This window comes from Actinomadura sp. 7K534 (genome assembly GCF_004348575.1).
Lineage (GTDB): Bacteria > Actinomycetota > Actinomycetes > Streptosporangiales > Streptosporangiaceae > Spirillospora > Spirillospora livida.
In genome coordinates this window covers 37,720-59,660 of the sequence record NZ_SMKB01000011.1, presented here as the reverse complement: position 1 = coordinate 59,660, position 21,941 = coordinate 37,720, and the positions used below count along the sequence as shown (strand labels likewise).

The following is a 21,941-nucleotide window of genomic DNA, read 5'->3' as shown; positions in this document are numbered from 1 at the left end:
CCGCCGCCGGCGGGACGGCAGTGGCAGGGCCAGGCGCTGGCCCGTACCACGAATTCCGGAAGGGAATCACCATGAAGCGCAGCAAGGGCTACCGCTCCGCGGCGGAGAAGATCGACCGGGAGCGGCTGTACAGCCCGGCCGAGGCCGTGCAGCTGGCCAAGGAGACCAAGGTCGTCAAGTTCGACCCGACCGTGGAGGTCGCGCTGCGGCTGGGCGTCGACCCCCGCAAGGCCGACCAGATGGTGCGCGGCACCGTCAACCTGCCGCACGGCACCGGCAAGACCGCCCGCGTGCTGGTCTTCGCCGCCGGCGCCAAGGCGCAGGAGGCCGAGGCGGCGGGCGCCGACTTCGTCGGCACCGACGACATGATCGAGCGGATCCAGGGCGGCTTCCTGGACTTCGACGCGGTCGTCGCCACGCCGGACCAGATGGGCAAGGTCGGACGCCTGGGCCGGGTGCTCGGCCCCCGCGGCCTGATGCCGAACCCGAAGACCGGCACGGTCACGATGGACGTGGCGAAGGCCGTGTCCGACATCAAGGGCGGCAAGATCGAGTTCCGGGTCGACCGGCACGCGAACCTGCACTTCATCATCGGCCGGGCGTCCTTTGAGCCGCGCCAGCTGGTGGAGAACTACGCCGCGGCCGTCGAGGAGATCCAGCGGCTCAAGCCGTCCGCCGCGAAGGGCCGGTACGTGAAGAAGGCGTCGATGACGACGTCGATGGGCCCGAGCATCCCGGTGGACCCGAACGCGGTCCGCAACCTTACCGCCGACCTCGAAGAGGTCTGAGCGGCAGCACGGCACAGGGCGTCCCCGCTCCGGCGGGGGCGCCTTGTTCGCGTACCGGCACATAGCACCGAACGGGCTGGATACATAGATCAGCGTCCGGAACCGGACAATTGGGTGACCGGATTGTTTTGTTACCGGTGGGGAATCTGGTGTTGAATCTTCCCCGTGAAGCGTCGAACCGACCGTGCCATCGCCATCTCCGCAGTCACCGCCGTCGCCGTCGTGCCCACGGCGATCGTGATGGTGGTCCAGGTCGGCGGCAACTCCGCCGGGGACGGGGGCGCGTCGCCCGCGTCCGCGGCCATGTCCCGGCAGGACCCCGCCAACCCGAACGGCACGGCCACCGGCCTCGTCACCCCCGGCGCCCCCGCGGCACCGGGCGCCAACCCGGGCGGGACCGGCAACGCCCCCGGCACGCCGGGCACGGGCGGCGGCGCCTTGGCGAACCTGCCCACCGCGCCGCCCCAGCCCGGCCCGAGCCTCCACGCCTTCACCCGCAAGACCGAGGTCAAGGTGTCCATCGGCGCGAACGGCGACTACAAGCACGCCGCGGAGACCGCGTCGTTCACCCTGTACCCGAAGTTCGCGATGAACGCGACCGGCGTCACCCAGACGATGCAGGGCGGCGAGCTCACCAAGATCACTCAGAAGGTCATCGTGAGCGGCCAGAACCTCAAGGGCTTCGACGGGGAGAAGTGGACCCAGTCCACCCTCACCGCCGCGCAGCTGAACACCCTGCAGACCCAGTCCGACCCCCGCCAGTTCACCTTCATGATCGGGACGCTCCCCGGCACGACCGCGAGCGAGCCGGACGACAGCGGCCGGACCCAGTTCACCGCTCAGGCCCGCATGGGCAGCGTCTACTCGCTGCTCCCGCAGGAAGCGGCCGCCGCGATCCGCGACTTGATCCCCCAGGACACCGGCTGCGGCCTGGACCTCTGGGCCGACAGCAAGTCCCGCCCCACCTCGATCGGCCTGAGCGCCCAGGCCCCCGGCGCGACCTTCACCGGCTCCATGACCTTCAACGCCTACCGCTGACCCCTGTGCTCATTTGCAGTGCCCTCTGCGGTCGGGCCCTGGGGTCCCTCCCTTCAACGGGCACTGCGCGCGATCGCTGCATCGCTCCGGCTCGCCCTGGGGGCTCGCTGCGCGATCAGCTCGCAGGCTTGAAACCTGCCTTCGGTCGCGATCGCAGGCGTTGAGGTCGGTGCGGGGTTGCTGTGGTGGCCGAGTACATCTAGCGCCTGACCGCCAAGGGCGATGCAAATAGGCAGGCACACTACGACCTTGGTCGTACCGTCTGGTGGGGCTTTCGTACCACCGGGGGATGTAGCGTCGTTGGCGTCCCCGTGACACTGGGATCACCAGCAGGGCGACAAGGGAGGCTCGAACCTCATGAAACGACGACTCGTGGTGGCCGCCGGCGGCACCGCCGTGAGCGCGGCTCTCCTGTTGACCGGGTGCGGCGGAGGCGGCACCGGCACGACGGAGAATATGCAGCTCACTGCCAGTCAGGCATTGGTGAAGGCGTCGGAGAAGACCGGTGAGGCGGATACGTTCAAGGCCGACCTCACGGTGACCGGGACGGGGCAGGGCGGCAGCGGGGAGATCCGCGCCAACGGGCAGTTCCAGCTGCGGCCGACGCTGCAGTTCAGTGCGAAGCTGGACGAGTTCAGCCGCGGCGGGAAGAGCGTCCCGGGGGCGCAGGGGCAGGCGCTGTTCACGGGCGACGTGCTGTACGCGAAGGTCCCGCAGCTCGCCAAGTTCGTCAGCGGCGGCAAGCCGTGGCTGAAGATCGACGTTGACCGGGCGTCGCAGCACACCGGGTTCGACATCCAGGGTCTGATCGGCCAGGTGGAGAAGGTGGACCCGGCCGAGCAGACGAAGATGTTCACCGGCTCCAAGGACGCGCGCCGGGTCGGCACCGAGAAGGTCGACGGGGTCGAGACGACGCACTACACCGGGACGGTGACCGTCCAGGACGCGCTGAACCGGCTCGACGCGGAGTCGCGCGAGAAGGTGCGCAAGTGGCTGCCGGTGGAGGACGCCCAACACAAGATCAACTTCGATCTGTGGACGGACGCGGAGAACCTGCCGCGCAAGCTCGTGTCGAAGATGAGCGGCGTGCAGGGTGAGACCGGCACGGTGACCGTCCTCTACAGCGACTACGGGGAATCGTTCAAGGTGAACCCGCCGCCGTCCGACCAGGTCGGCGAACTGTCGATCGCGGGATTGCTCGGCGGGAACTGACCTTCCGCCGACAAGATCGCGAAAACGGTGAACCCGGTGGTGCTCCGGTGCGTCTGATCCTTCAGGCGGCCCTGCCGTGCAACGGGTGTGAGCGGGCCGTGGAGCAGACCAAGGAGACCCCCCACGATGATCCGTCGTTTCGCCACGGGCGTCGCGCTGGCCACCGGCCTCGCCCTCTCGCTGACCGGCTGCCTCGGCGGCGCCGGCGACAAGGTGGGCGAGGCCGGTGCGAACCTGAAGCTCTCGGCCGCCCAGGTGCTCGGCAAGGCAGCGGAGAAGACCGGCCAGCTCGACACCTTCAAGGCGAGCATGGCGATGCAGATGACCGGTGCCGCGGACGGCGACGTCTCGATGACCGGTGGGATGCAGTACCAGCTCAAGCCGGACCTCGCCTACAGCATGAACTTCGACAAGATGACGGTCGCCGGGCAGTCGATGCCGGGCATGGAGCAGCGGCTGGTGGGCCGGACCATCTACATGAAGATGCCGATGCTCAGCCAGCTCGGCGGCGGGTCGGCGAGCAAGCCGTGGCTGAAGATGTCGCTGGACGAGCTGGGCCGCAAGTCCGGCCTGAACGTCGACCAGCTGCTCCAGCAGTCGCGGCAGATGGACCCTGTCCAGAACACCAAGATGCTGACGGCGTCCAAGGACGCGCGCGAGGTGGGCAAGGAGACGGTGGACGGTGTCCAGACGACGCACTACACCGGCACCTACCGGCTTGAGGACGCGCTCGCGCAGCTGCCCGCGGACCAGCAGGAGGTGCTCCGCAAGGGCTACGCGCAGACCGGCATGGACAGCATGCAGTTCGACCTGTGGGTGGACGACCAGCAGCTCCCCCGCAAGATGACCATGAAGGGCCAGCAGACGGCCGACGGGGTCATGACCATGACCATCAAGTACCGCGACTTCGGCAAGCCGGTGAACATCGCCGCGCCGCCGGCGAACCAGGTCACCGACTTCAGCCAGATGCTGCAGGGGATCGGCGGCGGCGGCCTGCCGGGCAGCTGACAACGGCCGACACGGGAGGGGACCGCGCCGCGACGGCGCGGTCCCCTCGCTGATTTGGTAAGTCGGGGAACGTGCACGTACTCTGTTCGGTGCCGAAGACCGCCGGTCGTCACCTCATGCCGAGGTGACCGAAGGACCCGATTCGTCGGGCGGCCTGCGTAGGTGAGACGAGAGCTTCCGCATGGCCTCCGTGCCTTGCCTGGACGCCCCGTGCGCCTGCGCCGGGGCGTTTTTTGGTCGATCGGGCCCCGTCCCCGGGATGGGGAGGGTCGTGAACACCCAGGTAATCGGAAGGAGGCCGCATGGCCAGGGCCGATAAGGACGCGGCGATCGCCGAGCTCAAGGACGAGTTCCAGAGCTCCAGCGGCGCCGTGCTGACCGAGTACCGCGGGCTGACCGTCGCGCAGGTCAGGGAACTGCGCGGCAATCTCGGCGAGACCGCACGGTTTCGCGTGGTGAAGAACACGCTGACCAAGCGCGCGGCGGACGAGGCCGGTGTCGACGAGCAGTTCCGTGACCTGCTCGAGGGCCCGTCGGCCATCGCGTTCGTCCGGGGCGACGTGGTCGAGGCCGCCAAGGGCCTGCGTGACTTCGCCAAGGCCAACCCGCTGCTGGTGATCAAGGGCGGGTTCATCGACGGCAAGGCGATGAGCGCGGCGGAGGTCACCAAGCTCGCCGACCTCGAGTCGCGCGACGTGCTCCTCGCGAAGCTCGCCGGTGCGATGAAGGGCTCGCTGTCCAACGCGGCCGCGCTCTTCAACGCCCTGCCGACGCAGACGGCGCAGCTGGCCGAGGCGCTGCGCGCCAAGCGCGAGGCGGCGGGCGAGACCGCCGACGCGCCGGCCGCCGAGGCCGCCGAGGCCGCCGAGTAGGCACCCGCGGTTACGTAATCCCCAGTTTTTCAAGCCATAGCGGAGGAAAGATCATGGCGAAGCTCAGCACCGACGACCTGCTCGACGCGTTCAAGGAGATGACCCTTCTCGAGCTCTCCGAGTTCGTGAAGCAGTTCGAGGAGGTCTTCGACGTCAAGGCCGCCGCGCCGGTCGCGGCCGTGGCCGCCCCCGCGGGCGGGGCCGGCGCCCCGGCCGCCGAGGAGGCCGCCGCGCAGGACGAGTTCGACGTCATCCTCGAGGGTGCCGGCGACAAGAAGATCCAGGTCATCAAGGAGGTTCGCGCGCTGACGAGCCTCGGCCTGAAGGAGGCCAAGGACCTGGTCGACAGCGCGCCGAAGCCGCTGCTGGAGAAGGTCAACAAGGAGGCCGCCGACAAGGCCAAGGAGGCCCTGGAGAAGGCCGGCGCGACGGTCACCGTCAAGTAAGGCGTTCCAGAGCCCGGGGCCGGTACGGCTCCGTTCGCTCCTCGGGAGGCGGTCGTCCCACCACGGGTGGGGCGGCCGCCTCTTTTCGTTGTACCGGAGTGATAAACGCATGCCGGAAAGCGTGCGTCCGGGCGGGTTGTGCGCTTATCAGCGTGCGGCGTAGCGTCCCCTCTGACGCTGTGGCCACACGAGGGTCGCGGTGTCCCGGCGGACGGACGGAGCCGTTCTTCCCCGGCCGAACACCCCGACCCCGCTTGAGGCTCCGGTTCTTGGACCACTAGTCTCATAGACGCCGTAAGTAACGATTGTCTTACGACGTCGCATTTGGCCGCTGATCTGGAGTGGAACCCCTTCCATTTGGACGGAGTCCCGCTACGGTAGTGGCACCCGTCACGGCTACTGGACGGTAGCAAGAGGGCGGTCACGCGGTGTGACGACAAAGAGCCTAGAGCTACTCGCTCATTGGTTCGGGATTCCCCCCCGGCCTGGACGAAAGGTGACGAGTGGGCGTCGAGATCAGAGTCGAGGGCCTGACCAAGTCCTTCGGCCGTCAGACCATCTGGCAGGACGTGTCGCTGACGCTGCCCGCGGGAGAGATCTCCGTTCTCCTGGGCCCCTCCGGCACCGGTAAGTCGGTCTTCCTCAAGTCCCTGGTCGGGCTGCTCAAGCCGGACCGCGGGCACATCTGGGTCGGCGACCGGGACCTCCCCTACCTCCCCGAGGCGCAGCTCTACGAGACCCGCAAGCTGTTCGGCGTGCTGTTCCAGGACGGCGCCCTCTTCGGGTCGATGAACATCTACGACAACGTGGCCTTCCCGCTCCGCGAGCACACGAAGAAGTCGGAGTCCGAGGTCAAGCGGATCGTCATGGAGAAGCTCGAGCTCGTCGGGCTCCTCGGTGCCGAGAAGAAGCTCCCCGGGGAGATCTCCGGCGGGATGAAGAAGCGCGCCGGCCTCGCCCGCGCCCTCGTCCTGAACCCCGAGATCCTGCTGGTGGACGAGCCCGACTCCGGCCTCGACCCCGTCCGCACGTCGTACCTGAACCAGACGATCGTCGACCTGAACGCCGAGATCGGCGCGACGTTCCTCATCGTCACCCACGACATCAACACCGCCCGGACCGTTCCGGACAACATCGGCCTGCTGTTCCGCCGCGAGCTGGTGATGTTCGGCCCGCGCGAGATGCTGCTGTCCAGCGAGGAGCCGGTCGTCCGGCAGTTCCTCAACGCGCGCAAGATCGGCCCGATCGGCATGTCGGAGGAGAAGGACGTCTCCGAGCTGGAGGCCGAGGCCAAGCAGGGCCACGACCCGGGCAAGCTGCCGCCGATCCCGCCGCAGCTGATGACCAGCGACGGCCGGATCCGCCCGGGGCAGCACGCCCCCGGCGCCTGGTGCGCCGCGCACGGCGTCACCCCGCCGCCCGGATCCTTCGTCGACGACCTGGGCCGCAACTGGGTGGAGGAGTGGCCGCGGTACGTGGCGTCGATGGCGCCCGCCGGCGGCCCGCCGCCCGGCGCCGCGCCCGGCCACTTCCCGGGTAACCCGCCGCCTGGGCAGCAAGGGGCGGGTGCAGGGTACTGATGTCCACTCCTGGTATCGGCGCGGACCAGCGAGGGGATGGCAAGGGCGGCGGGTCGTCCACGACGTTCCGCAAGATCGGGGACGGCGCCGCCAACGTCGCGATCCGGGAGCCGGGCCGCTTCTTCGCCCTGTGCCTGGACACCGGCCGCGCGATGTTCAAGTGGCCGTTCCAGTGGCGCGAGTTCATCCAGCAGGCGTGGTTCATCGTCAGCGTCACGGTGGTCCCCACCATGCTGGTCGCCATCCCGTTCGGCGGCATCCTGTCGCTGCAGGTCGGCGGGCTCATCCGGCAGCTCGGCGCGCAGTCCTACACCGGTGCGACCGCGGTCGTCGCGATCGTCCGGGAGGCCAGCCCGCTGGTGACCTCGCTGCTGGTGGCGGGCGCCGCCGGCTCGGCGATCTGCGCCGACCTCGGCTCCCGCAAGATCCGCGAGGAGATCGACGCGATGGAGGTGCTGGGGATCAACCCCCTGCACCGCCTCGTGGTGCCGCGGATGCTCGCCTGCGCGTTCGTCGCGCTGTTCCTGAACGGGCTGGTCTCGGTCGTCGGCCTCATGGGCGGCTACTTCTTCAACGTCATGCTGCAGGACGGCACGCCCGGCGCCTACCTGGCGTCGTTCAACGCCATCGCGCAGCTGCCCGACCTGCTGCAGGCCGAGTTCAAGGCGTTCGTGTTCGGCATCACCGCCGGCCTCGTCGCGGCGTACAAGGGGTTGAACGCGAAGGGCGGCCCGAAGGGGGTCGGTGACGCGGTCAATCAGACCGTGGTCATCACCTTCATGCTGCTCTTCCTGGAGAACTTCCTGATCTCCGCGCTGTACTTCCAGTTCGTGCCGTCGAAGGGCATGTAATGGCGAGCGGACGGGCGTCGTCTGGACTGAGGAGCGCAGGGAGCCTGCGACCGGAGCGACGAGGGAAGACGGCGCCGCGGACGGCCGCTCGCAGCCGAGCGGAGGCGAGGCGATGAGCAGGGCGAGCGGACGGGCGTCGTCTGGACTGAGGAGCGCAGGGAGCCTGCGACCGGAGCGACGAGGGAAGACGGCGCCGCGGACGGCCGCTCGCAGCCGAGCGGAGGCGAGGCGATGAGTACAGCTCCGGGAAAGACAGGGAAAGCCGTCAGTAAGGCGGTGAACGCGCCTTTGCAGCGGCTGGACGACTTCGGACACCAGATGTCGTTCTACGCCCGCGCGTTCGCGTGGACGTTCCGGGTGCTGCGCCGCTACCGCACGGAGGTGCTGCGGCTGCTGGCCGAGGTGAGCCTCGGCACCGGCGGCCTCGCGGTGATCGGCGGCTCGGTGGTGATCGTCGGATTCATGACGTTCTTCACCGGCAGCCAGGTCGGCCTGCAGGGCTACGAGTCGCTGAACCAGATCGGCACGGCGGCGTTCACCGGCTTCGTCGCGTCCTACTTCAACACCCGCGAGATCGCCCCGCTGGTGTCGGCGCTGGCGCTGTCGGCGACGGTCGGCTGCGGGTTCACCGCCCAGCTCGGCGCGATGCGGATCTCCGACGAGATCGACGCGCTGGAGGTCATGGCGGTCCCGTCGATGCCGTTCCTCGTCACGACCCGGATGCTGGCCGGGATGATCGCGGTCATCCCGCTGTACATCGTGGGCCTGCTGGCCTCGTACGGCGCGACGCGGCTGATCGTGACGGTTTTCTACGGGCAGTCGACCGGCACATATGACCACTATTTCCATTTGTTCCTACCACCGAACGATATCTTGTGGTCGTTCGGAAAAGTAATCATATTCTCGGTGCTGGTCATGCTGATCCACTGCTACTACGGCTACCACGCGAGCGGCGGCCCGGCCGGCGTCGGCGTCGCGGTGGGCCGCGCGGTGCGCACCAGCATCGTCGTCATCAACGTGACGGACCTGCTCCTCGGAATGGCGATCTGGGGCACTGACACCACCGTCCGGATCGCGGGGTGACCGGGATGAGCGGAGCGAACCGGGGGGCGTGGGGGGTCGCCCCCCCACAGAGGGCGGCAGAATCATGACGGAACGTATCCGGTTTCGGTTGCTCGGGATCTCCATGTTGCTGGTGATCGTCCTGTTGCTGGCGCTCACCGTGGCGCTGTTCAACAAGGCGTTCACCCCCGTGACCGAGGTGACGGTGCGGGCGGAGCGCGCCGGGCTGCAGCTGCTGCCGCACTCGGACGTGAAGGTGCGGGGCCTGATCGTCGGGGAGGTGCGCGACACCGACGCGACGGCGCAGGGCGCGACGCTGCACCTGGCGCTCGACCCGGACAAGGCGAAGCTGATCCCGGGCAACGTCCAGGCGCGGCTGCTGCCGAAGACGCTGTTCGGCGAGAAGTACGTGGAACTGCACATCCCGGAGCAGCCGGGCGCGCTGGGGCTGGCCGAGGGAACCGTGATCCAGCAGGACCGGTCCCGCGCCGCCGTCGAGATCGACAAGGTGCTGAACGACCTGCTGCCGCTGCTGCAGGCGGTGAAGCCGGCGGAGCTGAACGCGACGCTGAACGCCCTCGCCACGGCGCTGCAGGGCCGCGGCGACCAGATCGGGCAGAACCTGGAGCAGGCGGACGCGCTGCTGAAGAAGATCAACCCGGAGCTGGGGACGCTCGTCCACGACCTGCACGGCCTGGCGGACGTGTCCGACATCTACCACGCCGCCGCGCCGGATCTGCTGCAGACGCTCCGGAACCTCAACGTGACCAGCAAGACGATCACCGACAAGACGGCGACGATCGAGCGGCTGATCCCGGCGACGACCGCGCTGGCGCAGGACGGCGACGTGTTCATGCGCAACAACGGACCGAAGATCGTCGGGTTCAACATCGCGAACCGGGACGTGCTCAGCCTCGTCGCCCGGTACTCGCCGTCGATGCCGTGCGTGCTGGCGGGCCTCATGAAGATCAAGCCGGAGGCCGAGCGGGTGGCCGGCGGGAACGGGTCCAAGACCTTCAACCTGACGATCGAGATCGTCAAGCCGCGGCCGGGCTACAAGAACCCGCTGGAGCTGCCCGAGGTGAAGGACCAGCGGAACCCGCGCTGCTACAACCTGCCGAACCCGCGGGTCCCGTTCCCGGACTTCCTGGCGCTGGACGGCACCGAGGACAACCTGTGGTGGAAGGACCCCGACCCGGCGAACGCGCCCGCGGGCGGCCGCGGCCGGGCGGTGTCGAACATCTTCGTCGACCCGGGGTCGATGAGCGAGCAGGACAAGATCAAGAGCATTGTCGGGCCGATGACGCAGACCCCCGCCCATGAGGTCTCCGACGTCTCGTCCCTGCTGTTCGGGCCGCTGATGCAGGGATCGGTGGTGACGGTCAAGTGAAGACGACGAGTGCGGCGATCAAGCTGCTGACCTTCGTGGTCGTCACGGCGGTGGCGACCGGCGTGCTGGCGATGACGATCTCCAACATGCGGTTCGGGCCGTCCAAGACCTACAAGGCGATCTTCTCGGACGTGACCGGGCTGCTGAAGAACGACGACGTCCGCGTCGCCGGGGTCCGGGTCGGCCAGATCGAGGAGATCAAGCTCTACAAGGGGCACCAGGCCGAGGTGACGTTCAGCGTCCAGGAGAACGGCGCGTTCCGGGCGGGGCTGCCGACGTCCACGCAGGCGCACATCCGCTACCGCAACCTGATGGGCCAGCGGTACCTCGCGCTGGCCGACGGGGAGGGCCAGGCCAACGAGTACCTGGACCCGGGCGACACGATCCCGATCTCGCAGACGAAGCCGGCGCTGGACCTGACGACGCTGTTCAACGGCTTCCGGCCGCTGTTCCGGGCCCTGGAGCCCAAGGACGTCAACACGCTGGCGATGCAGATCATCACGGTGCTGCAGGGCGAGGGCGGGACGATCAACAGCCTGCTCGCGCACGTCGCGTCGCTGACCAGCACGCTCGCCGACCGGGACAAGGTCATCGGCCGGGTGATCGACAACCTGAACACCGTCCTCGGCACCATCGACGAGCGGCACGACGAGGTCAACAAGCTGATCCTCGACCTGCGCGGGTTCGTCAGCGGCGTCTCCGACGACCGCAAGGCGATCTTCGACTCGGTGGCCGCGCTCAACGACCTGACCGGCACCACGCAGGACCTGCTCGCCGACGCGCGGCCCGGCATCCGGAACGACATCGCGGGACTGCGCAAGCTCACCGGGACGTTCGACGCGAACCGCAAGGACATCGACGAGGGCCTGCAGCGGACGCCGAACCGGCTGGAGAAGCTGGTGAACATCTCCTCCTACGGCTCCTGGTTCAACATGTACATCTGCGGCCTCGACGCGCGGGTGCGGCTGCCTGGCGGACCGGTCTACCAGACGCCGGCGATCGTGAACGAGAACGCGAGGTGCAAGTAGATGAGGGTCTCGTTCCGCGAGCGCAACCCGGTCCCCATCGGCCTCATCGGGTTCGCCGTCATCATCGTGCTGGTCGTCCTCGCGATGAACCTGCAGAACATCCCGCTGATCGCCGGCGGCACCACCCGGACCGCCCAGTTCAAGGAGGCGGCGGGGCTGGAGCCCGACGAGGAGGTCCGCATCGCGGGCGTCAAGGTCGGCGAGGTCGAGTCCCTGGACCTGGACGGAGACCACGTCAAGGTCACCTTCCGGGTCGACGACGGGGTGCGGCTCGGGGACCGCACCGAGGCCAGCATCAAGATCAAGACGGTCCTCGGCTCGCACTACCTGGAGCTGATCCCGCGCGGGAAGGGCGAGCTCGGCCGCACGATCCCGATCGAGCGGACGCACGTCCCGTTCGAGGTCGTCCCGGCGATCAGCGAGCTGAGTCAGCGGGTCGGCGCGATCGACGTCGAGCAGGTCGCCGAGTCGTTCGAGGTGCTGTCGCAGACGTTCGAGAACTCCCCCGAGGAGGTCCGGGCGTCGCTGCAGGGCCTGCGGCGGCTGTCGAACACGATCGCGTCCCGCGACGAGGAGCTGCACGAGCTGACCGGCAAGGCCAAGGACGTCTCGCAGCTGCTCGCGGACCGCAACCAGGACTTCGCCGAGCTGGTCCAGGACGGCGACAAGGTGCTGCAGGCGGTGCAGGCCCGCCGCGCGGTGATCCACCAGCTGCTGATCCGCACCGTGACCCTGTCCCAGCAGGTGAACGCGCTGATCAACGAGAACGAGAAGCAGCTCAGGCCGATGCTGGACAACCTGGCGCGGGTCAACCGGGTGCTGCTGAAGAACCAGGACAACCTGGACCGGATCCTCCAGCTGTTCGCGCCCTTCGCCCGCCAGTTCGCCGACGTGACCGGCACCGGCCGCTGGTTCGACTCGTGGATCCAGAACCTCCTGCCGATCCCCGCCTCGATCGGGGAGGGCCCGGGCGGCGGGGGCGGCACCCACCAGCAGGGCGGCCGTACCGGCAACGGCAACGGCTCGTCCGGCAACGGTTCTTCCGGCAATGGTTCTTCCGGCAATGGTTCTTCCGGCAATGGCCAGACCGGCGTCACGGGCGACAACCCGTTGCCCTTCCTCCCGTGAGCAGGCAGGTTTCCGTGCGCAATTCAGGGACCATCCTCCGACTCGGCGGCGCGATACTCGCCGTCGCGGTGCTGGCCGCCGTGCTCCTGCTGGTGCTCCAGAAGCCGGAGCAGCGCCGGATGACGGCGTACTTCACCAAGACGGTCGGCCTCTATCCGGGCGCCGACGTCCGCATCCTCGGCATCCGCGTCGGGGAGGTCACGAGCGTCGACCCCGTCGGCGACGCGGTGAAGGTCGAGCTGAAGTACGACGCCAAGTACAAGGTGCCGGCCAACGCGCAGGCGGTCATCATCAACCAGACGCTCGTCGCCGACCGGTACATCCAGCTCACGCCGGTGTACAAGGGCGGCGGGGTCCTGGCGGACGGTGCGACGCTGACCACCAGCCGCACCGCCGTCCCGGTGGAGGTCGACGACATCGGCGGCAGCCTGAACGACCTCACCAAGGCCCTCGGCCCGGAGGGCGCCAACGCGCCCGGCGAGGACGGCACCGGGGCCCTGTCGGAGCTGCTGCGGGTCGGCGCCTCGAACCTGGAGGGGCAGGGCGACGACATCCGGCAGACGATCGCGGACACCTCCAAGGCGCTCAGCACCCTGAGCACCGACCGCGGTGACATCGCCGAGACGATCCGGAACCTGCGCGTCATCACCGACGCGATGAAGGCCAACGACCAGCAGATCAAGTCGTTCGGCGGGCACCTCAACGAGGTGTCGGCGCAGCTGGCGGGGGAGAAGGAGGAGCTGAGCGCGGCCCTCAACACCCTCGCGCCGACGCTGCGCAACGTCCAGCGGTTCGTGAAGGACAACCGCAGCGAGCTGGCCGCGAGCGTCCGGCAGCTCGCGCAGATCACCGGCGTGCTGGTGAAGGAGCGCGACGCCCTCGCCGAGATCCTGCAGGCCGGCCCGCTGGCCATCAACAACCTGGCCCGCGCGTACGACCCGATCAGCGGCACGGTCCACACCCGCACCAACTTCCGCCAGTTCCACGACCTGGCCGACTGGGTCTGCTCGCTGGCGTACTCGGTGGGGACGCCCGCCAAGGAGTGCCTCGACTTCGTCGAGCCGTACAACGGCATCGGCAAGGCGCTGACGGGCCTGCACCTGGACCTGTCCTGGATCACCGCGCTGACCACGCACTACGACCCGGTCCCGATCCCGCCGGACGCCTACGGGCCGCAGGGCCCGCCCAAGTCCGCCAAGGCGAAGAACCGGTCGAACGGTGGGTCGGACGCCGGTGCCGGGACCGGTGCCGCGGCGCAGGGCGCGCCCGGGGACATCACCGCGCTGCTGCCTGGAGGTGGCCGATGAGCACGACACGGCGGGTGCGCCGGGCGGGACGCGCCTTCGGCGGCCGTGCGCGGCTGTTCGGCGTCGTCGCCCTCGCGGGCGTGACGGCCCTGACGGGCTGCACGTTCGACGGCGTGTCGTCGCTGCCGCTGCCCGGCGGCCCCGACCTCGGGTCGGACCCGACCACCGTGAAGATCGAGTTCGCGAACGTGCTGGACCTCGTCCCGCAGTCCGCGGTCAAGGTCAACGACGTCTCGGTCGGCCAGGTCGAGAAGATCGAGCTGGCCGGCGACTCGCGGTCCGACCGCGGCTGGTACGCCGTCGTCACCGTCAAGGTGCGCAAGGACGTCAGGCTGCCCGACAACGCCGTCGCGACGATCGGCCAGACGAGCCTCCTCGGCGAGAAGTTCGTGCAGCTCGACCCGCCGGCGAACGAGCCGCCGAGCGGGCGGCTCGGCAACAACGACCTGATCCCGCTGGCCCGCACGACCCGCGGCACCGAGATCGAAGAGGTGCTGTCGGCGATGTCGCTGCTGCTGAACGGCGGCGGCCTGGAGCAGGTCTCCACGATCAGCCGCGAGCTGCAGGCCGCGATGGGCGGCCGCGAGGCGACGATCAAGTCGGTGCTGCACCGGCTCAACACCTTCACCGGGACGCTCGACCGCAACCGGCACGCGATCACCCGGGCGCTGGACAGCATCGACCGGCTCAGCGGGAAGCTGGCGGACGAGCGCGAGACGATCCGGAACACCATCGACCAGACGGGCCCGGCGATCGCGGTCCTGGACCGCAACCGCGCCGACCTCACCAAGATGCTGGTCGCGCTGGACAAGCTCAGCCGCACCACCACCAACGTGATCGACCAGTCCAAGGCCGACCTGCTCGCCAACCTGCAGGACCTCGACAAGATCCTGCGGAACCTCAACAAGGCCGGCTCGGACCTGCCGAAGTCGCTGGAGACGCTGATCACCTTCCCGTTCCCGGCGACGTTCGAGAACGTCGTCGAGGGCGACTACGGCAACGTCCACCTGCGCGTCGACCTCGACTTCGAGTCCCTCGCGCAGAACCTGTTCGGCGGCACCGACCTGGAGAAGACGCTCGGCAGCGGCCACCAGATGCGCAACATGCTCCAGGTCCCGAACGTGACCCTGCCCGACACGCCGCTGGGCGTGCTGCCCCAGTCGCCCGGCGGCGGCTCCGGCGGACTGCCCGGCCTGCCGGGGAACGGCGGCCGGCCCGGCTCGGACCAGCCCGGTTCGAACCAGCCCCGCTCGAACCAGCAGGGCCGCCCCGGCGCACTCGGCCCGGAATCCGGTGACAGCGGTCTGCGGACCCTGATGACGGGGAGCCTCTCGTGATCCTCAGCCGCGGAATCATCCTCCAGCTGATCGCCTTCGCGGTGATCACCGTCGTCGGCGTGGCGGTCGTGTCGGTGAACTACATCGGGGTCGGCCGCGGCCTCCTCGGCCGCGAGTACGTCGCCTACGTCGACCTCACCGACTCCGGCGGCGTGTTCAGCAACGCCGAGGTCACCTACCGGGGCGTCCCGGTCGGGCGGGTCGGGCCGATCGAGCTGACCGAGACCGGGATCCGGGTCAAGCTGGAGCTCCGGCGCGGCGAGCGGATCCCGCGCGAGGGCACGAAGGCGGTCGTGGCGAACCGGTCCGCGGTCGGCGAGCAGTACATCGACCTGGTCCCCGCCCGGAAGAGCGGGCCCTACCTCGACGAGGGCGACCCGTACACGATCCCGCGCGACCGCACCACGCTGCCGGTGTCCACCGCCGAGCTGCTGCGCAACGTCGACGCGCTGGTCGGCTCGGTGAACACCAAGGACCTCGGCGTCATCGTGGACGAGCTGAACAAGGCGTTCTCCGGCTCCGCCGAGGACCTCCAGTCCCTCCTCGACGACACCGACCGCATCCTGGAGACCGCCGACCAGTCCTACCCCGACACCAAGCGGCTCCTGGACAACAGCGTCACCGTCCTGGACACCCAGCGCGGGCAGGCCGCCAACATCCGGGGCTTCGCGCGGAACCTGAACGAGCTGACCACGTCCCTCCGCAACGACGACCCGGCGCTGCGCCGGACCATCGACAGCGTGCCGGGCGCGGTGGACGAGACGCACAAGGCCATCCACCAGCTCGCGCCGACGCTGCCCGTGCTCCTGGCGAACCTCACCACCACCGGCCAGGTCATCTCCTCGCGCAAGGCGGGCCTGCGCTCGCTGTTCATCCTCTACCCGGTGACCGTCGCGGGCGCCTTCACCGTCACGCCCGGCGACGGAACCCAGCACATGGGCCTCGCGCTGAACATCGACTCGCCGCCCGCGTGCACCGAGGGCTACGAGCAGGTGAAGCGGCGCTGGCCGCAGCACACGGGCAAGAAGAAGCCCCGCCTGGACGCCGGCTGCAAGGCGCCGAAGGACGCGCCCACCGCCGTCCGCGGCTCCCGCAACTTCCCGGCCGACGCCATCGCGCCGTACCCGCAGGTCCCGCCGGGCGCCACTGCCGGCGCGGGCTTCCCCGAGGGCGGCGCCTACGCCAAGGACGGCGACGGCGGCAAGGCGCAGGCCAAGGGCGGGGACGCCGAGGCGAAGACCGCGGCCGCCCCCACCGCGCAACTGGCGAACGGCAACCTCTACCTCTCGTATCCGGCCGGCTCAGTGGAATTCGCTGGATACGATCCAACGACCGGTGCCGTCTACGGGCCCGACGGCAAGCGGTACGCCATGCAGCGCACCGCCGGTACTCGTGAGTTGGGAGATTCCTCGTGGAAGTGGCTCATGCTCGGACCCCTGAGCCAGTGAGGCGGGTCCGATGAGGCGCCGCTGGCCCCAGATCACCACGATCGTCCTGGGCGTGCTCGTCGTCGCGCTGGTCGTCGCCACCGGCGTGCTCGGCGCGCGCACCTGGCAGGGCAAGAACGACGCCGACGAGCGCGCAAAGGCGACGCAGGCGGCGCGGCAGATGGGCGTCAACCTGATGTCGCTCAACTACGAGACCGCCCAGAAGGACCTCGACCGGATCGTCGCCGGCACCACCGGCGAGCTGAAGAACAAGCTCAGCACTCAGTCGAAGCAGCTCCTGGACCAGCTCAGCAAGACCCAGGCCAAGTCGAGCGTCGACCAGGTCGAGGCCGGTGTCGTCTCCATCGACGACGACTCCGCCGAAGTGATGGTGTCCCTCAACGGGACGGTCACCAACCCCAAGGTGAAGGACGGCGCGGCGCGCGCCTACAGGTACCTGATGGATCTCACCCGGGTCGATGACCGGTGGCTCGTGTCCGAACTGGAGGTGGTCCCGTGACCATGCTCGGCCGGGGCAAGCGCTCCGCACGGAAGAACGAGAACGCCGCGGACGACAAGGCGCGCAAGGCCGAGGAGGCCGCCGAGGCCGCCCGCCTCGCCGAGGAGGCCGCCGCCAAGGCGAGGGAGGCGGCCCGGCTGGCCCAGGAGGCCGCGGACGCCGCCGCCGCGGACGAGCCCGAGCCGAAGAAGGCCGGCAGAACGTCTGAGAAGCCCCGTCGCGCCAAAAAGGCCCCGGAAGCCTCTGAGACCCCCGACGGCGATGCCGACGCGGCAGAGGAGACCTCAGAGCCCGCACGGGCATCTGTGGCCGACGTGGACGACCCGGAAGCCGACGAGGACGTCCTCGACGAGGAATCCTCCGTCGACCTGGACGCCGACGCCGACGCTGAAGACGACGACGCTGACGACGACGCCGAAGAAGAAGAGGCCGTCGAAGCCGAGAAGCCGAAGAAGCCCGCCAAGCCCGCCAAGCCGATCAAGCTGAAGAAGCCGGCCGCCGCCGAGGCGGACGACGACGAAGAAGACGACGAAGACGGGGGCGCCCGCGGCGGCGCCACCCGCTCCGGGTACACGGTTATCGCCGTCCTGGCCGTCCTCGTCATCGCCTTCGGCACCGCGGCCACGATGCTGTACCTCAAGGACCGCGAGCAGAACGCCGTCGAGGCCGCCGGCCGGGAGGGCGCGTGGGCCGCCTCCAAGGCCGCCAAGGCGCTGTCGTCCTACGACTTCCGGACCATCGACGCCGACATGAAGACGGCCGCCGACATGACCACCGGGAAGCTGCGCAGCGACTACGAGAAGGAGATGCCCTCCTTCAAGGCGAACGCGACCCAGCAGCAGCTCGTCGGAACCACGACGGTGCTCAAGACGGGCGTCGTCAGCGCCACCCCCGACAAGGTCGTCGTCCTCGTCTACGCGAACCGCACGTCGGCCACCAAGGACGACGAGACCCAGCGCCTCCCCGAGTCGCTGCGCCTGAAGATGACGATGGTCGAGACCGGCGGCAAGTGGCTGGCCCAGGACGTCGACGTGATCTCCTGACCCGTCCCGGTCACCGGTCCGCGACCGCCGAGGCGTTCGCCGGACGACCTGGGAACACCGAACGGCCGTCCCCTCCGGGGGCGGCCGTTCGCCGCTTCCCGGGGCCCGTCGGCCCACCCGCGCGGAGGCCTTAAACTATGGCCTTCCTCACTGCAGGTCAGGGGCCGAAAAGTCCAAGTCCGCTCTTGACTGAGAGGCGTTGAGGAGCGATGCTCCATGGCAACGTGATGCATACTGCGGCGCTAGAGTTGCGAGCGGTGTACCAGTCGGCTACACTGCCCCTTTGCGCTGCCCTCTGACTATCCGCTGCTGAGAGCACCCCTGCCGTGGTCCCTTTTGGACCCCTTTGTGCAGGTCTCGGTCGTGGATCGTCTGGCGTGCGTGTCACCAGTTACGCCGCGAGCCCTCGGAAGGACCACTCTTGGCAGCCTCGCGCAACGCCTCGAATACCGCAACCGGTCCGAACCGCGTCTCCTTCGCGCGCATCAAGGAGCCGCTCGAAGTCCCGGACCTCCTTGCTCTGCAGACCAACTCCTTTGACTGGCTGCTGGGCAACGAGAGGTGGAAGGCCCGGGTCGAGGCGGCCCAGAAGGCCGGAAGTAAGAGCGTCCCGACCCAGTCGGGGCTGGAGGAGATCTTCGAAGAGATCAGTCCGATCGAGGACTTCTCCGGAACCATGTCGCTGTCGTTCCGCGACCACCGGTTCGAGCCGCCCAAGTACTCCGTGGAGGAGTGCAAGGACAAGGACATGACCTACTCCGCCCCGATGTTCGTCACGGCGGAGTTCATCAACAACACCACCGGTGAGATCAAGAGCCAGACGGTGTTCATGGGCGACTTCCCGCTCATGACCCCGAAGGGCACCTTCATCATCAACGGCACCGAGCGGGTGGTCGTCTCCCAGCTCGTCCGATCGCCCGGCGTGTACTTCGACCGGGCGCTCGACAAGGCGTCCGACAAGGACATCTACGGCTGCCGGGTCATCCCGAGCCGCGGCGCCTGGCTCGAGTTCGAGATCGACAAGCGCGACAACGTCGGCGTGCGCATCGACCGCAAGCGCAAGCAGCCGGTGACCGTGCTGCTCAAGGCGCTCGGCTGGGACGAGGCCCGCATCCGCGAGCGCTTCGGCTCCTACGAGTCGATCAACGTCACGCTGGAGAAGGACCACACCTCCGGCCAGGACGACGCACTCCTCGACATCTACCGCAAGCTGCGCCCGGGTGAGCCGCCGACGCGCGAGTCCGCGCAGACGCTGCTGGAGAACCTGTACTTCAACCCGAAGCGCTACGACGTCGCCAAGGTCGGCCGCTACAAGATCAACAAGAAGCTCGGCCTCGACCTGGACATGAACCAGGGCACCCTCACCGAGGACGACATCGTCGCGACGATCGACTACCTGGTGCGGCTGCACGCCGGCGAGGAGGAGGCCACCCTCGGCGCGGTCCCGGTCCCGATCGAGGTCGACGACATCGACCACTTCGGCAACCGGCGCCTGCGCACCGTGGGCGAGCTGATCCAGAACCAGGTCCGGCTCGGCCTGGCGCGCATGGAGCGCGTCGTCCGCGAGCGGATGACCACCCAGGACGTCGAGGCCATTACGCCGCAGACCCTGATCAACATCCGGCCGGTCGTCGCCTCCATCAAGGAGTTCTTCGGCACCAGCCAGCTGTCGCAGTTCATGGACCAGACCAACCCCCTGGCCGGGCTGACGCACAAGCGGCGGCTGTCCGCGCTGGGCCCCGGTGGTCTGTCGCGCGAGCGGGCGGGCATGGAGGTCCGCGACGTCCACCCGTCCCACTACGGCCGCATGTGCCCGATCGAGACGCCGGAAGGCCCGAACATCGGCCTGATCGGCTCGCTCGCGGCGTACGGCCGGGTCAACCCGTTCGGGTTCGTCGAGACCCCGTACCGGCGCGTCACCGACGGCATCGTCACCGACGAGATCGACTACCTGACCGCCGACGAGGAGGACCGCTACATCATCGCGCAGGCCAACTCGCTGATCAACGACGACGGCACGTTCGTCGACGATCGCGTGCTGGTCCGCAAGAAGGGCGCCGAGGTCGAGCTCGTGCCCGCCCGCGACGTCCAGTACATGGACGTCTCGGCGCGGCAGATGACCTCCGTCGCCACCGCGATGATCCCGTTCCTGGAGCACGACGACGCCAACCGCGCGCTGATGGGCTCCAACATGCAGCGCCAGTCCGTCCCGCTGCTGCGCAGCGAGGCGCCGCTGGTCGGCACCGGCATGGAGTACCGCGCCGCGACCGACGCCGGCGACGTCATCACGGCCGAGAAGGCCGGCGTCGTCGAGGAGGTCTCCGCCGACTACGTCACCGTCATGAACGACGACGGCACGCGGACGACCTACCGCGTCGCCAAGTTCAAGCGGTCGAACCAGGGCACCTGCTTCAACCAGAAGCCGATCGTCGAGGAGGGCGCCCGGGTCGAGCTCGGGCAGGTCATCGCCGACGGCCCGTGCACCGACCAGGGCGAGATGGCGCTTGGCAAGAACCTCCTCGTGGCGTTCATGCCGTGGGAGGGCCACAACTACGAGGACGCCATCATCCTGTCCCAGCGCCTCGTGCAGGACGACGTCCTGTCCTCGATCCACATCGAGGAGCACGAGGTCGACGCCCGCGACACCAAGCTGGGCCCCGAGGAGATCACCCGGGACATCCCGAACGTCTCCGAGGAGGTCCTGGCCGACCTCGACGAGCGCGGCATCATCCGCATCGGCGCCGACGTCGTCCCCGGCGACATCCTGGTCGGCAAGGTCACGCCCAAGGGCGAGACCGAGCTGACCCCGGAGGAGCGGCTGCTGCGCGCGATCTTCGGTGAGAAGGCGCGCGAGGTCCGCGACACCTCGCTGAAGGTGCCGCACGGCGAGCAGGGCAAGGTCATCGGCGTCCGGGTGTTCTCCCGCGACGAGGGCGACGAGCTCCCGCCCGGCGTGAACGAGCTGGTCCGGGTGTACGTCGCGCAGAAGCGCAAGATCACCGACGGTGACAAGCTCGCCGGCCGGCACGGCAACAAGGGCGTCATCTCCAAGGTGCTCCCCGTCGAGGACATGCCGTTCCTGGAGGACGGCACGCCGGTCGACATCGTCCTGAACCCGCTGGGCGTCCCCGGGCGCATGAACGTGGGCCAGGTCCTGGAGACCCACCTCGGCTGGGTCGCCTCCCGCGGCTGGAAGATCGAGGGAGACGACGCGGACTGGAAGCGGGCGCTCAAGGCGATCGGCGCCGATGAGGCCGACCCGTGGACCAACACCGCGACCCCGGTGTTCGACGGTGCTCAGGAGAGCGACGTCACCGGCCTGATCGAGTCCACCCTGCCGAACCGCGACGGCGACCGGCTGGTCGGCCCGGGCGGCAAGGCGAGGCTGTTCGACGGCCGCACCGGCGAGCCGTACAAGGACCCGATCTCGGTCGGCTACATCTACATCCTCAAGCTGCTCCACCTGGTCGACGACAAGATCCACGCGCGGTCGACCGGTCCCTACTCCATGATCACCCAGCAGCCGCTCGGCGGTAAGGCCCAGTTCGGCGGGCAGCGCTTCGGTGAGATGGAGGTGTGGGCGCTGGAGGCGTACGGCGCCGCCTACGCCCTGCAGGAGCTGCTGACCATCAAGTCCGACGACGTCCTCGGCCGCGTGAAGGTGTACGAGGCCATCGTCAAGGGCGAGAACATCCCCGAGCCCGGCATTCCCGAGTCCTTCAAGGTGCTCATCAAGGAGATGCAGTCGCTGTGCCTGAACGTCGAGGTGCTCTCCAGCGACGGCATGTCCATCGAGATGCGCGACACCGACGAGGACGTCTTCCGTGCTGCGGAGGAGCTCGGCATCGACCTGTCCCGGCGTGAGCCGAGCAGTGTCGAAGAGGTCTGATCAACTCAAGGGGAA

Annotated in this window: 18 protein-coding genes; all 18 read left to right on the top strand. The window is 68.9% G+C overall.

Going from position 1 to position 21,941, the window contains the following annotated elements; all coding sequences use genetic code 11:
* The first annotated feature begins 71 nt into the window (after positions 1 to 71).
* Positions 72 to 788 carry a 50S ribosomal protein L1 gene (gene rplA / locus E1266_RS04510; protein ID WP_132044003.1) on the top strand — a complete coding sequence of 239 codons (717 nt, stop codon included), beginning with the start codon at positions 72 to 74 and terminating at the stop codon, positions 786 to 788.
* Between the two features lie 165 nt (positions 789 to 953).
* On the top strand, positions 954 to 1,826 hold the full coding sequence (locus E1266_RS37780) for a hypothetical protein (RefSeq protein ID WP_165965928.1): 873 nt from the start codon (positions 954 to 956) through the stop codon (positions 1,824 to 1,826).
* 357 nt (positions 1,827 to 2,183) lie between these two features.
* Positions 2,184 to 3,038, top strand: a complete 855-nt coding sequence (locus E1266_RS04495) for a hypothetical protein (RefSeq protein WP_243718224.1) — start codon at positions 2,184 to 2,186, stop codon at positions 3,036 to 3,038.
* A gap of 126 nt (positions 3,039 to 3,164) precedes the next feature.
* On the top strand, positions 3,165 to 4,046 hold the full coding sequence (locus E1266_RS04490) for a hypothetical protein (RefSeq protein ID WP_132043997.1): 882 nt from the start codon (positions 3,165 to 3,167) through the stop codon (positions 4,044 to 4,046).
* Between the two features lie 302 nt (positions 4,047 to 4,348).
* Positions 4,349 to 4,918: a 50S ribosomal protein L10 gene (rplJ, locus tag E1266_RS04485; RefSeq protein ID WP_132043995.1), complete on the top strand. Its 570-nt coding sequence runs from the start codon at positions 4,349 to 4,351 to the stop codon at positions 4,916 to 4,918.
* Between the two features lie 53 nt (positions 4,919 to 4,971).
* Positions 4,972 to 5,364 (top strand): 50S ribosomal protein L7/L12, encoded by a 393-nt coding sequence (gene rplL, locus E1266_RS04480; protein WP_132043993.1) that lies wholly within the window; start codon positions 4,972 to 4,974, stop codon positions 5,362 to 5,364.
* Between the two features lie 503 nt (positions 5,365 to 5,867).
* On the top strand, positions 5,868 to 6,944 hold the full coding sequence (locus E1266_RS04475) for an ABC transporter ATP-binding protein (RefSeq protein ID WP_132043991.1): 1,077 nt from the start codon (positions 5,868 to 5,870) through the stop codon (positions 6,942 to 6,944).
* Between the two features lie 152 nt (positions 6,945 to 7,096).
* Positions 7,097 to 7,795, top strand: a complete 699-nt coding sequence (locus E1266_RS04470; RefSeq protein ID WP_229808653.1) for an ABC transporter permease — start codon at positions 7,097 to 7,099, stop codon at positions 7,793 to 7,795.
* A gap of 318 nt (positions 7,796 to 8,113) precedes the next feature.
* Complete coding sequence (locus tag E1266_RS04465) at positions 8,114 to 8,878, top strand: ABC transporter permease (protein ID WP_347876701.1); 765 nt, start codon at positions 8,114 to 8,116, stop codon at positions 8,876 to 8,878.
* Between the two features lie 103 nt (positions 8,879 to 8,981).
* Positions 8,982 to 10,247, top strand: coding sequence for an MCE family protein (locus E1266_RS04460; protein ID WP_243718222.1), 1,266 nt, complete (start codon positions 8,982 to 8,984; stop codon positions 10,245 to 10,247).
* A complete protein-coding gene (locus E1266_RS04455) occupies positions 10,244 to 11,275 on the top strand; it encodes an MCE family protein (protein ID WP_132043983.1) in 1,032 nt (343 codons plus the stop codon). The genes E1266_RS04460 and E1266_RS04455 overlap by 4 nt, the downstream gene beginning before the upstream one ends.
* On the top strand, positions 11,276 to 12,403 hold the full coding sequence (locus E1266_RS04450; protein WP_165965927.1) for an MCE family protein: 1,128 nt from the start codon (positions 11,276 to 11,278) through the stop codon (positions 12,401 to 12,403).
* Positions 12,400 to 13,710 carry an MCE family protein gene (locus E1266_RS04445; protein WP_132043981.1) on the top strand — a complete coding sequence of 437 codons (1,311 nt, stop codon included), beginning with the start codon at positions 12,400 to 12,402 and terminating at the stop codon, positions 13,708 to 13,710. The genes E1266_RS04450 and E1266_RS04445 overlap by 4 nt, the downstream gene beginning before the upstream one ends.
* Positions 13,707 to 15,047: an MCE family protein gene (locus E1266_RS04440; RefSeq protein WP_132043979.1), complete on the top strand. Its 1,341-nt coding sequence runs from the start codon at positions 13,707 to 13,709 to the stop codon at positions 15,045 to 15,047. Before E1266_RS04445 ends, E1266_RS04440 begins: the two co-directional genes overlap by 4 nt.
* The gene (locus E1266_RS04435; RefSeq protein WP_132043977.1) at positions 15,044 to 16,495 is read left to right on the top strand and encodes an MlaD family protein; all 1,452 of its coding nucleotides are present in this window, start codon (positions 15,044 to 15,046) and stop codon (positions 16,493 to 16,495) included. The genes E1266_RS04440 and E1266_RS04435 overlap by 4 nt, the downstream gene beginning before the upstream one ends.
* Before the next feature lie 10 nt (positions 16,496 to 16,505).
* A complete protein-coding gene (locus E1266_RS04430; protein WP_132043975.1) occupies positions 16,506 to 16,994 on the top strand; it encodes a hypothetical protein in 489 nt (162 codons plus the stop codon).
* The gene (locus E1266_RS37775) at positions 16,991 to 18,037 is read left to right on the top strand and encodes a hypothetical protein (protein WP_165965926.1); all 1,047 of its coding nucleotides are present in this window, start codon (positions 16,991 to 16,993) and stop codon (positions 18,035 to 18,037) included. The genes E1266_RS04430 and E1266_RS37775 overlap by 4 nt, the downstream gene beginning before the upstream one ends.
* Positions 18,038 to 18,458: 421 nt before the next feature.
* Entirely contained in the window at positions 18,459 to 21,926 is a 3,468-nt protein-coding gene (gene rpoB, locus E1266_RS04420; protein WP_132043973.1) for a DNA-directed RNA polymerase subunit beta, read from the top strand.
* The last annotated feature ends 15 nt before the right edge of the window (positions 21,927 to 21,941 follow it).

Excerpts from the sequence above, each read along its gene's own strand:
- rplJ (WP_132043995.1), top strand. The coding sequence starts at position 4,349 with ATGGCCAGGGCCGATAAGGACGCGGCGATCGCCGAGCTCAAGGACGAG.
- E1266_RS04490 (WP_132043997.1), top strand. The coding sequence starts at position 3,165 with ATGATCCGTCGTTTCGCCACGGGCGTCGCGCTGGCCACCGGCCTCGCC.
- E1266_RS04440 (WP_132043979.1), top strand. The coding sequence starts at position 13,707 with ATGAGCACGACACGGCGGGTGCGCCGGGCGGGACGCGCCTTCGGCGGC.
- E1266_RS04450 (WP_165965927.1), top strand. The coding sequence starts at position 11,276 with ATGAGGGTCTCGTTCCGCGAGCGCAACCCGGTCCCCATCGGCCTCATC.
- E1266_RS04470 (WP_229808653.1), top strand. The coding sequence starts at position 7,097 with ATGTTCAAGTGGCCGTTCCAGTGGCGCGAGTTCATCCAGCAGGCGTGG.
- E1266_RS04430 (WP_132043975.1), top strand. The coding sequence starts at position 16,506 with ATGAGGCGCCGCTGGCCCCAGATCACCACGATCGTCCTGGGCGTGCTC.
- E1266_RS04465 (WP_347876701.1), top strand. The coding sequence starts at position 8,114 with ATGTCGTTCTACGCCCGCGCGTTCGCGTGGACGTTCCGGGTGCTGCGC.
- rplA (WP_132044003.1), top strand. The coding sequence starts at position 72 with ATGAAGCGCAGCAAGGGCTACCGCTCCGCGGCGGAGAAGATCGACCGG.
- rplL (WP_132043993.1), top strand. The coding sequence starts at position 4,972 with ATGGCGAAGCTCAGCACCGACGACCTGCTCGACGCGTTCAAGGAGATG.
- E1266_RS04460 (WP_243718222.1), top strand. The coding sequence starts at position 8,982 with ATGTTGCTGGTGATCGTCCTGTTGCTGGCGCTCACCGTGGCGCTGTTC.
- E1266_RS04495 (WP_243718224.1), top strand. The coding sequence starts at position 2,184 with ATGAAACGACGACTCGTGGTGGCCGCCGGCGGCACCGCCGTGAGCGCG.